Source organism: Stieleria maiorica, assembly GCF_008035925.1.
Lineage (GTDB): Bacteria > Planctomycetota > Planctomycetia > Pirellulales > Pirellulaceae > Stieleria > Stieleria maiorica.
In genome coordinates, this window is record NZ_CP036264.1 from 9,352,501 (window position 1) to 9,364,171 (window position 11,671).

The 11,671-nt window shown below is 60.7% G+C and carries 8 protein-coding genes; 7 read left to right on the forward strand and 1 reads right to left on the reverse strand.

Translation table 11 applies throughout. The features are described 5' to 3' along the window. The first annotated feature begins 316 nt into the window (after positions 1-316). From Mal15_RS31945 to Mal15_RS31980, 7 genes are all read left to right on the forward strand, one after another. Positions 317-1,114 carry a tetratricopeptide repeat protein gene (locus tag Mal15_RS31945; RefSeq protein ID WP_147871436.1) on the forward strand — a complete coding sequence of 266 codons (798 nt, stop codon included), beginning with the start codon at positions 317-319 and terminating at the stop codon, positions 1,112-1,114. 376 nt (positions 1,115-1,490) lie between these two features. Continuing rightward, positions 1,491-3,101, forward strand: a complete 1,611-nt coding sequence (locus tag Mal15_RS31950) for a glycine--tRNA ligase (RefSeq protein ID WP_147871437.1) — start codon at positions 1,491-1,493, stop codon at positions 3,099-3,101. 389 nt (positions 3,102-3,490) lie between these two features. Beyond that, the gene (locus Mal15_RS31955) at positions 3,491-4,267 is read left to right on the forward strand and encodes a hypothetical protein (protein WP_233903153.1); all 777 of its coding nucleotides are present in this window, start codon (positions 3,491-3,493) and stop codon (positions 4,265-4,267) included. Between the two features lie 45 nt (positions 4,268-4,312). Next, positions 4,313-6,574 carry a hypothetical protein gene (locus tag Mal15_RS31960; protein ID WP_147871439.1) on the forward strand — a complete coding sequence of 754 codons (2,262 nt, stop codon included), beginning with the start codon at positions 4,313-4,315 and terminating at the stop codon, positions 6,572-6,574. 10 nt (positions 6,575-6,584) lie between these two features. Further along, positions 6,585-7,883, forward strand: a complete 1,299-nt coding sequence (locus Mal15_RS31965) for an esterase/lipase family protein (RefSeq protein WP_147871440.1) — start codon at positions 6,585-6,587, stop codon at positions 7,881-7,883. 534 nt (positions 7,884-8,417) lie between these two features. After that, complete coding sequence (locus Mal15_RS31975) at positions 8,418-9,041, forward strand: RNA polymerase sigma factor (RefSeq protein WP_199773773.1); 624 nt, start codon at positions 8,418-8,420, stop codon at positions 9,039-9,041. Beyond that, positions 9,038-9,424, forward strand: a complete 387-nt coding sequence (locus Mal15_RS31980; protein WP_147871442.1) for a hypothetical protein — start codon at positions 9,038-9,040, stop codon at positions 9,422-9,424. Before Mal15_RS31975 ends, Mal15_RS31980 begins: the two co-directional genes overlap by 4 nt. Positions 9,425-9,557: 133 nt before the next feature. On the opposite strand, the gene Mal15_RS31985 is transcribed toward Mal15_RS31980, so the two are convergent. Continuing rightward, entirely contained in the window at positions 9,558-11,483 is a 1,926-nt protein-coding gene (locus Mal15_RS31985; protein ID WP_147871443.1) for a hypothetical protein, read from the reverse strand. Positions 11,484-11,671 lie beyond the last annotated feature (188 nt).

An 11,671-nucleotide genomic window follows, 5' to 3' on the forward strand; every position in this document is an offset into this window, starting at 1 on the left:
CGGTTGCGCGGCGGTACCTGGCACGAAGTGTAATTAGGCCGTGTCGATCCGCAACGAAAAACGCGTTTCTCACGGGGTTTGGGCTGTCGATAGTGAGCGTTACGACCGTCCTAATCCTTGCAGATTCGCATCACGAGCTCACGCGTGCCCCGTTCGACGTGTTCTGACGCGGGAAAGTTCCTCTCTTGCGAGCTTTCCGCGCCGGTTGATACCGTCCCACTGCACGATGCGACGCCCTTTTGGCCGCGAATCCTCCGCGGGGTAGAGATGTTCCCCCTCGTTGGATGCGGTCGCACCATGTCAGGATGGCAGCCTAATGACTCTTCTAGCCGAATGCAAAACCGCCCGTCGGGGTGGTTGCTCCCGCTCGCGGAATCGTTTTTTCCTCGTTGAACGCGCGGCGATCCTGTTGCTGGCGGCGGCGCCCCTGCTGGTATCGGCCGGATGTAGCTGGACCGCGAGTGGCAAGAACGTCTTGGGGGCCCAGCTTCATCAGCAGGGACAGTACACTGCGGCGCTACAGCAATTTCAGCAGGTGGTGGCCGAAGACCCCACTAATCCTGATGGCTATTACAATCTTGCCGCGACGACTCACCGATTGGCCAGCCAGCGGAATGACGAAGCGCTCTTCCGTAATGCCGAGGCGCTCTACAACCAGTGTCTCGACCACGATCCGAACCATATCGAGTGCCACCGCGGGTTGGCGGTGTTGTTGATGGATACCGGGCGGCCGGACCGCGCTTTCGCCTTGATCAAGAACTGGGCCTCCAGCAACCCCCAGGCGTCTGAGCCGCGGGTGGAGCTGGCACGGTTGTACGAAGAGGCCGGGGAGTCGGGGACGGCGCTAAAATACCTGGAGGATGCGGTGCAACTGGACGCCAACAATTCTCGGGCCTGGCTGGCGCTGGCGCGGCTGAGAGAAACCGATGGGGATCTGCCCCAGGCGCTGCAGAACTATCAGCGGGCACTGGCGCTGAACAACACCCAGCCGATGATCGCCGAGCGCGTCGCGGCGCTCAGCCGCCAAATCAATTCCAATTTGGATGCCGCCCGGACCAACGCGAACAGCCAAATCGCCACCCCGCTGCCCTATCCGACGACCTCGCGGTATTAGGAATCGAGTCCGACGCGCTCGTGTATAGGCTTCAGCCGCTCACCGTGGCTGCGAAGCAGCGGCCGGGAATCGCCGTGCGAAAGCAACCAAGTGTTCTATCGCAGCTCTGTCTGCGCACTTGACGATGCGTTCCGAGGGTCGCCGTGTTCTGCGAACTCGGCGGATCAAAAAAGCGAAGCTTTGCCCCGCGCCGACCTCGGAGAGGGCGGCGACTGTCTAGCCCATTTTTTGACTCTTTTTCGGCCCAGCCTCCCCAAAACCACATGCCGGGGCCGAGCTGACCTCCCGCTCGTCAGCGGTTGCCCGTACATTCTTCCAATTCGAGATTCTTCCTCCCCCTTTCCCCAACCTTTCGATCTGTCTGACCATGAAATCGATGGACAAAATCGTGTCGCTGTGCAAGCGACGTGGCTTCCTTTTCCAATCCAGCGAGATTTATGGCGGCGTCCAGGGGTTTTGGGACTACGGTCCGCTGGGGGTTGAGCTGAAAAGGAATTTGAAGGAGGCGTGGTGGCAGGACATGATCCGCGGCCACAACGACCTGGTGGCTCCCGCGGGGGCCCCGGCGCCCTTCGAGATGGTCGGTCTGGATTGCACGATCATCATGCACCCCCAGGTTTGGAAGTGCAGCGGCCACTACGACCTGTTCCACGATCACATGGTCGATTGCCGGGAGTCCAAGAAACGCTACCGGTTCGACCAGGTTCGCGGCCGCTGGTGCGAGCGGGGCGACAAAAAGATCTTCGTCTCCACGCTGGCCGAAGTCGAACAGGAGCTCGATGAAGTCCGGCGCCGTGCGATGAAGTTTTTCAAGCTTCGCGCCAAGAACGCCGACGAGCTGACGATTTCTGATGAATCGTTGACCTTGGACCAGCTCGATGACACCGAATCGGTGCTCGCCCCCGACGCGAAGTCCCTGGGCACGTTGACCGAGCCGCGTGAATTCAACTTGATGTTCAAAACGACGCTCGGGGCGCTCGGCGGTGAGGACGACACCACGTTCCTGCGTCCGGAGACCGCTCAAGGGATTTTTGTCAACTTCAAGAACGTGCTCGATTCGTCACGCGTGAAAGTCCCCTTCGGCATCGGCCAGATCGGAAAGAGTTTTCGCAACGAAATCACGCCGCGTAACTTCACGTTCCGGTCGCGTGAGTTTGAACAGATGGAGATCGAGTTCTTTTGCCCGCCGGATCAGTCGCAAGCCTGGTACCGTTATTGGCGTGATCGCCGGATGGCCTGGTACACCGAATTGGGGTTGTCCAGCGAATCGTTGATCATGCGTGAACACGAACCGGCCGAGTTGGCCCACTACAGCGTCGGGACGGCGGACATCGAGTACGCGTTCCCGTTCTTGCCGCCGGGTGAGTACGGCGAGCTGGAAGGCATCGCCCACCGCGGTGATTTCGACTTGCGAAGCCATATGGAGGGCAAGTTGAATCCCGATTCGCCCGAAGGCCAGCCGATGCAGGTCGAGCTGAACGAGCACGGCAAGCCGAAGTATCGCGGCAGCGGCAAAGACCTTTCGTACCGCGATGAAGCGACCAACGAAAAATTCGTGCCGCACGTGGTGGAGCCGTCCGCGGGTGCCGATCGCGGTGTGCTGGCGTTCTTGTGTGAAGCGTACACCGAAGACGAAGCGCCCGATGACAAGGGGAACATGCAAACGCGGACGGTGATGAAGCTGCATCCGCGGCTGGCGCCGATCAAGGCCGCCGTTTTCCCGTTGGTCAAAAAAGACGGCATGCCCGAAGTCGCTCAGGAGATCTATGGCGAACTCAAGCAGCACATGAACGTCTTTTACGACGACAAGGGTGCCGTCGGCCGACGATACCGCCGTCAGGATGAAGCAGGCACCCCGTTCTGCATCACCGTCGATGGCGAATCGCTGAGCGACAAGACCGTCACGATCCGCGATCGAGATTCGCTCGAGCAGACGCGGGTCAAGATCGACGAGTTATCGTTCGCGCTGATCGAGCGACTGGGCTGAACGCAGCGTGGGACAGGCTTCAAGCCTGTCATTGCACCATCGATGCGCTGTGCCAACGTAGCTACCTTCGCCAGAAGGTGGATCCCCGGCGCTTTCCACAGTCGCATCGAGCGTCGCGACGTCAAGGTGGCGCTGTCCAGCGAGAAATCAATCTCCATCGACACGTCAAAAGCGGAAGCTCACTCGCTTGCGCGTCGTGCTTGTATCGCTTGGCGAAACTCTTGGCGAGTTCCGCTACTGCAGAATCAAACGTTGACGAAACGCTCGCACTTTACCGGTTGTGACGGTTCTGCCGCTTCACACTTGCACCTCTGACGCTGCCCACCCAGCGGGCGGATGAGTTGTCCGCCCCGAGGCGAGATTGTTGACGTACGGTTTTCGACCTTCCGTTGAAAACCGTCCTTCTTCACTCGCCGGCAAGTGTTTCCATGCAATACATCGCTCAGGACATCCCACAGGAACAGTACTTGGCCCTCGGCGCGATCGGGTTTGCGATCATCGGGGCTGTCCTCTTCGTGACCTTTGCCATGATGGCTGGCACACTGAAGCTGTCGATCGCTTGGCTGGGTAAAGCGTCCCCGAGCTATCTGGCGTGTTTCGGTTGGTTGTTGGCGATCACCTTCGTCAACTGCTTTCTTGTCGTCGGGACGCAAAGCCTGTTCGGGGAAACCGCGGTGTTGCTGGTCACGCCGCTCACCTGGTTCGTGACGCTGTACATGGTTTCGACGGCCGCCAATTGCGGACTGTTCCGCGCGCTGGGGATTTGGATCGTCAATTCGTTCTTATCCGCGTTCGGAATGGCGGCGATTATTTTGGTTGCGCTGATTCCGTTTTCGATTCTGGGGGCGGGGTTGGATGTCGGCGGTGATCGGCTGCAGGCAGAATTTGAGAAAGTGGACGCGATGATCGCGGAACTGGACGAACAGCAGCAGACGCTCGACCAGATCGAGGTTCCCGAAATCGTCGAAGTCAGTTTTCCATCCGAGGAAGACGCAGAACCGTCGCAGCCGAGCGAATCAATCGACGCTGATGCGACCGACCAAAAGACGCCAGCTGCCTCGACGATCCGCATCAAGCCTCGGTCCAGCGTTCGACCGGACCGACCAACCGTCACGCCCCGGCGCGCCGCCGACGGGAGCATGGTGAACCCGTTCTTCGAAAACTGATCGGCGGCGATCGGCCGCGCGGTCGATCCCGATCCAGGAGGACCGATGTCCAGCGTCGTCTTACGCACCAGCGAGTCCGAGGTTTGTCGCATCCGCTGCGGGCCGCCCCTGCAAGCGTTCGCGATGCGTTGGAACTATGTCGTTCGCCAACGGCATCGTTGGGCCGATGATCCGGCGGCTCGAAAGCGACAGACGATGCGGTTGCAGCGCGACCTCCGCTCGCTAGGCGTCACCGCCAAACATCTCCGCCGGCTCAAGGGCATCGTGGAGGTCTCGGTGCCCGATTCCGACACCGACCAGCACTGGGAATCCAGGATCTTGCCCTGGGAGTACGTGTTGGCGGCGGCGACCAAACCCTATCGTGTTGACGACGCGATCTTGGTGGTTCGGCATCTGAGAACCGGCCGTCGCAAACGCACGCGGACACCGAAACGGTTGGTGGTGATCGAGACGGCGCCGGGTGGACTGGCGCGGCACTTCAATTTCTCCGCCCAACGCCAGCTGGTCACCGGAGGGCTTCAGGCACTCGACTGCGAAACGATCTCGGTTTTGGAAAACCCGACCGAAAGGCAATTCGGTCAGGAGATTCAATCGGTAGCCCCGGACATCGTGCACGTGACCGGGTTCGATAATCGCAGCGGTCGCGAGCGGTTGGGCGGCAACCTGTCAGGGGTCCGCGACGGGCTGTATCTGGCCGATCCTTCCAGCGAGGCCAAGGAATACCGCGCCGAAGTGATCGCACGGTTGCTGAACCGCGGTTCGCCGAATCCGTTGTTGGTCGGATTGCAGTGTTGGGACTCCGCGGCGCGATTGGCCCCGATGACGATTCACGCCGGTGCGCGGTCGGCGATCGGGTTCCAACACACGTTTGACGAGGCGGTCGCCGAGATTTTCTTCCTGCACTTCTATCGCGCGTATGCTGATTCCCAGTGGAACATCCTGGCGGCGTTTTGCAGCGGGTGGGAATCGATCGCGGCCTATCGACCACGGATTCGCGGCAGCAGCATCGTGCTTTGGTCGGCCGATTCGTTGGTTTCTGCGGCGGCGGAAATCGGGCGGGAATGTTTTGGTGCGGCCGCGTCAAAGTCGCCGCCGCGGCCGCTGCGGAGCTCTGTCGCGCGTTCGGCCGATCCCGATCAGGTGCGCATCCGCGATTTGGTGCAGGTTTCGGTGCGGCCCCACAAGCAGATCAACTACTCGTCGCTCCACAACGGCCAGAGCGTCTTTGACCAGCTGACGTTGCGGTTGAACCCGAACGATGACCAGCGCGACGCGATCACCCAGATCGATGACTTGGAACTGGAGGTCCAATTGCACGTCGGCGTCGATTCGTATCCGTTTCGATCAAGATTGGATTTGAGCACGCGGACCTATCGCTACGATCTGGCCGACCGGGTGACGTTGCCGCTGACCGGCGACGTGTTTCGCGAGATCAACGAACGTGTCCAAACCAGCCTGTTCGTCGATCTGCGTTGGCACGACCAGGTGTTGTACCGTCACACCCATTCGATCTGGTTGGCCCCGATGGATCAGTGGACGTTGGATGCTTCGCAGATCGGCTGGTTGCCATCGTTCGTGCAACCTCGCGACCCGGCGGTGGCACGGACCATCGACGTCGCCCAGGGCTATTTGCAATGTTTGAACGATCGGGTCGGAGCCGGATTCGACGGCTACCAAAGCTACGACGGGTTCGCCTCGGGGCTGGAGTGTTGGGCGGGTGTGGATCGGCAAGTGCGATCGATTTGGGCGGCGCTGTTGCTCGGTGCAAAGCTGCGCTACATCAATCCGCCGCCGTCGTACGCCGACTTTACCCAGCGGTTACGAACACCCGGTGAAACCATCGGCGGCGGTTTCGGCACCTGTGTCGATTTGGCGATCGTGATGGCGTCGTGTTTGGAGTGGATCGAAGTGCATCCCGTGTTGTTCCTGTTGCACGGACACGTCTTCGTCGGCTATTGGAAAGACGTCAGTGCCCATCGCCGTTTTTTGGATGTGGTCACCGAAGATCTGCCGGCCCAGACCGGTGAAAGTGAACTGCCGCGTGATGACGGATCGCAGCGTTGGGTGTCGGGTCCGAAAACGTATGCGGAGATCAAAGGGTTTGTCGATCGCGGTGAATTGGTGCCGATCGAGACGGTGGCGTTGACGACGGGAAAAGGATTCGGCGCGGCGATTGACGAGGGGCGCGGTCACTTCTACAAAAAACGCAGTCGCGCGTTTCGCGCCATGATCGATTTGGTCAGTGCCCGAGCCGACGACGGTGTCACACCGCTGCCCCTTCGATTTTCCGATCATCACGTCGGCTAGGAGGTCCAACATGGACGGCAAGTTTCTTGAGATCGCGCGTGCGGCCACCGGCGGCAGCAGCCAAGTTCAGCCGCTGGTGCAGCAACCCGAGCGGACACGGGTTCGCACGACAACCAGCGTACCGGCGGATCAGCGGACGCCCGTGGTTCGTCTGCAACTGGTCGACGACGACGGCATCTTGGACTGGGAAGACGTCACCGCGATGCCGCCGGATCTGGGACGCTTTCGCGGCACGCCGTCGATCAAGGCCCGTGAGACATTCGATGCGATGGAGTTGGAATTCGAGCGGTTGCCGCCGTCCAAGATCACCCAGTTCCTGACCCATCGCGACGAAAAATTGACGCCCCATCGAGGTTTGCGGCGTCTGGACGGTGACACCAAGACGCTGCGGCCGGCGGAGTTTCCCGATTCGGGGCAGGCACTGGTGTTCGTGCACGGGACGTTCAGCAACAGCGAGAACATGATCGCCGGATTGTTGGACCAAAAAAACGAACGCGGTGGCGAATTTCTTGATCAGGCCCTGCGGCGTTACAACGGCAACGTCTTCACCTTCGATCATCCGACGCTGTCGGTCGGGCCGATCTTGAACGCGTTTGATCTGCAGCGTGCCATCGGTGCCAGCGAAGCGACGATCCATCTGGTCAGCCACAGCCGCGGCGGGTTGGTGTCGCGGTGGTGGTGCGAGACGTTTGATCCGCTGGCCCGCCGCTGCGATAAATCAATCTTCGTCGGTTCGCCGTTGGCGGGGACGGGCTTGGCCGCACCGCCGAATATCCGCGAGACGATTCATCTGTTGACACAGTTCTCGCGGGCGCTCAAGACCGCGGCCGGATTGACCGCGCTTGCGATTCCAGTCTTTTCGGTCGTCGAGGCGATGTTGCGCGTCGTCACGTCGATCACCAACCTGGCGGCACGAACGCCGGTGGCCGATGCGGCGATGGCGATGGTGCCCGGTTTGTTCGGCATGTCACGCGTCGGCAACAACCCCGAACTGCGGCGGTTGTTGGATACGCCGCTGTCGCAAACCGAACGTTATTATGCGGTCCGGTCGGATTTCCAGCCCGTCGATCCGGCCTGGAAGTTTTGGCGGATGTTCCGCAAAGAACGTGTGGTCAACGCCGCCGCGGATGCATTGTTTGACGGTGCCAACGATTTGGTCGTCGACACCCCTTCGATGATCAACTTGGCCGACGAATTGAAGATCCCCGGTTCGCGAGTCATGGATTTCGGCCAGTCCGCGACCGTGCACCATTTGAACTATTTCTACCAGAGCGACACGGCCAAGTTCCTGGGCGACACGCTGTTGTAGGGGCGGTCTCGCTGGATTGGCGTCGCGACGTCCGGTACGGGGGAAAGCGGGGATACCTCGTTCCAAGGCTCTGCCTCGGAACGCACTGCAGGCGTGGCTCCCGCCACACACGGAGATGCGATTTGAGGCGGAGGTTGGGCTGTGCAAAATCGAGGTTTTGCGTTGGTTCAGAATTCCCGCGAGATCATTCCGTGATGGCTGGTCGAATCACAGCAGCCATCGGGCGACGAAACACAAGTGACATCAGCCGGTTCGCGCAAGCGTTCGGGCCCCAGCGTCGATGGAGGCCCCAGCGTCGATGGAGGCCCCAGCGTCGATGGAGGCCCCAGCGTCGATGGAGGTCCGTAGGCTGGCGACCAATGCCACCTACTCGATCAGCCGACGGCGCTAGCCGCGGGCCTTGGATTGCCATTCGAGATTTGTAAGGCCCGAGGCTAGCGTCTACGGCTCAGTTTGTGATCGAAAGAGAGGAATCTGACCAAAATCGGATTTTGTTAGACAAATCGGCGGCCGAGGCGCATCATGGAGGGCGTCATGCCTAACGATGCCCCGTTGAACGCCCAAATCCGCCAAGCCGCCCGCCAGATTGCGGGCGAGCGAGAATCGTCTGCGCAGACGCTGGCGATGGCCCAGTTGTACGATTTGACGGCCGATCGGCTGGTCCGTTTTGCGGCCTCCATCACGCGCCGCCAGCACGACGCCGAAGACGCGGTGAGCGCGACCATGGTGAAAGTCGCCTCGCGGCCCAAGTTGCTGGTGTCCGCCGACTGTCCCTGGCACTACCTGTTGCGGATGGTCCGCAATGAGTCGCTGGTGATCTTGCGTTCGCGATCGCGCTGGTCCGCGATCGGTTCCATCGCCGACCGATTGATCGGCCGCTCGATCAATGTCGTTGAACGCGATGACGAGAATCGGTTGGTCTGGGACGCGTTGGCATCGTTGCCCGCGCCGCAAAGCGAGGTCGTGGTGTTGAAGATTTGGGAACAATTGACGTTTGCCGAAATCGCCGAAGTCTTGCAGATCACCCCCTCGACCGCCGCCAGTCGCTATCGGTATGCGTTGGAGAAACTGGCCGGCAAACTCGCTCGTACCAGTGCGGCCGATCCGGAGGCCCAACCGGCGGCGTCGTCGCAACCGATTGCGGAGCTGGTGCGATGACGATGCATCACGATGGACGAAAAGGGACGCCGCTCGGCGATGATTATGCGTCGGTTGAGCGTCAGATTGCCGCGCTCGGTGGCGCGATCCTGCCCGGACGCCGCCATCGCGACGAAGTGCTCGAGCACACCTCCGATTCGGTCGGACGAACACGCAACCAGCGACGAACGGTCCAGGTGACCCTGGTCATGGCGTTGCTGTTGGTATTGGGCTCGCCGTTGATCAGCGCCCTGACGCGCGTCCAGCCTCCCCGCCCGCAAACGGCCGATCAAACCAATGCCGCCGCACTTCGTCACGCCGAAGCCAGTCAGATGAGTTTCGACTGGGCGCTGGTCGACATTTTTCGCCAATTCCGCGAGCGCAAGCGGGCCGGCGGACGGTGAGATTCGGGCCGGACAGTCGCCGTCCTCTCCGAGGTCGGCGCATGGAAAAGCTCTGCTTTTGCGCGCACGCCGAGTTCGGAGAACACGGCGACCAATCGGAGCGCATCGGCACAGTATCCCACTGACAATTGCCCTAGCGGATCTCAAACGGGATGCTGGACTGTCCGTACTTTTTGCCGACGACGTCTTCGATCGTCAGTTGCAATCGGTACGTCCCGTGCGGCAAGCCTTTGGGCAGGTTCATTTGATAGGCGACGAAGTAGTCGCGCAGTCGATTGCGTGAGCGTTGTTGATCGACGGGCAACAACTGACTGATCACCTTGGTCCCGTCGGCGTTGTAGATGTCGTAGCTTCCTTGCAAGCGTGTTTGGAAGTAACCGCCGTGATCTTCGGCGGCAAAGTTCTCGATTTCGCAGTACAAGATCACCTGCTGTCCGGCGACGAATCGGTTGCCCTCGAACGGCTTGATCTGGCCATACGATTCGATCTCGGTGCAGAACTCCAAACTGTTCAGGGACAGGGAGTCGGTTGCGGTCGCCATGTGTCTTGTCGCTTCACGGAACTTCGGCAAGGCCTCGGTGATCCGCCGACCGGATGACGGATGGCCCTCGGGATCGATCATCGTCCACAGACCCATCAACTGATTCTGCAAGTACAGTTGTTCGGTCGGGTTCAATCCCTGCATCGATTGGAGCGCGTCTTCCGGCTGACCGGCCAACACCATCAGGTGACGCATCACGATCTGCCGTCGTTCGCGTTGAGTCGGGCTTTCACCCTCCTGGGGTTGTGAAATTCGATTCAAAAGCTGTTGATACAACTCCGTCTCGGACAAATCGGCCAACATGGCCTCGGGAGTCACAACTTCGGGGGCGATCCGTTCCTCGTCTGCCACCTGCTGGTGGCTGGCGACCTCCAATTTGCCGGCGTCGCCGGCGTGCGATGCCGGTTGTACCTGGTTGGCATTCATCACGACGCTGGGATCTTCCTGGGCAGATTCCCGAGCGGCAAGTAATGGCTCGGTCGCGGGTGTTCGCTGTGTGTTTGACGGAGGCGGCGCCACAGGCTCGCCGACCGCAGGTTGGCTGGCCAACGAGTCAGCGGTCACGGGCACCTTGGCGACCGCTTCGCTGACGAGGGGCTCATTGGCGACCGGCTCATTCGTATCCGGTTTGCCGGACGCGGGTTTGCCGGCTTGAGAGTGGTTCGCTGTGGTATTGTTCGCAGCGGTATTGTTCGCTGCGGTATTGTTCGCAGCGGTATTGTTCGCAGCAACTGCGGATGGGCTTGCCACCAGATCGTCGACAGGGGCGTCATTGATCGATGTTTCGGCAATTTTGTCCCGCGGTTCGGATTGGGGTTCGGGTCTCAGGTCGTCCAGCTGTGCCAATTGGTCGGCGCCGGTTCCCAGACGTACCGGGGTCAGGTCGCCTGCGACCATCCGCGAATCGGGCAACGCAGGAAGTTCGTTCAGCGATTGTTCGATTGCTGCGGTCAACGCATGGGGAAGCTCGGTCTGGTTGAAGGTCTGTCGCTGCGTGGCAGCTCGCCGCTGCGACGATACGTTGGCGAGTTCTCGGGGGCTCGCTACAGGACGCGCGCCGACTGTCGCTTCGGAATCGCTCGGCCGATTGGATTGGTGCGTCGCGCTCAGATCGCTCAGGGACGCCGAGACGAGACCGGCGTCGGAGACATCGACGTCGGTTGCACGCGTCGGGTGGGTTGCACGCTTCTGGGGCGACGCATCTGTCAGACTCATCTGTGTCTGCGGAGCCCCGGCCTTCGCGTGGGGCGAAGATGTTTCTTGCCGCGCCGGCGGTTTGACCGCAGCATCACTGGGCTTTTTCTGAACGTTACTGGCCAAGTTCGCCTTGGTCGAATCGCGGGTGACCTTGACCAGTCCCCGTTCCTTGCCGGTGGTCGACGTGGCCAGTCGTTGCTCCGGCGCCTGCAAATCGCTGACTACGGCTGTCGGATCCTCGGTCACTTGGACGGTCGAACGGATCGGGTTTCCGCTCCGACACCCCGACAGCGCCAGACTGATCGTCGCGATGGCGGTCATGCAGACGGCCGCATGAGATGCAGCGTGAGCGGAATATTTCTGGCTGTCGTCTCTGTGTCTCGCCGAGCGCATCCGTGCCTCGCAGGTCCAATTCATTAGGTTTTTTCGTGATCGGTGACGTCAGTTCGACGTCCCGTCAACGGCTTTAACGCAATTCAGAACTTTCAATACAAAATCTGCCCGATGAC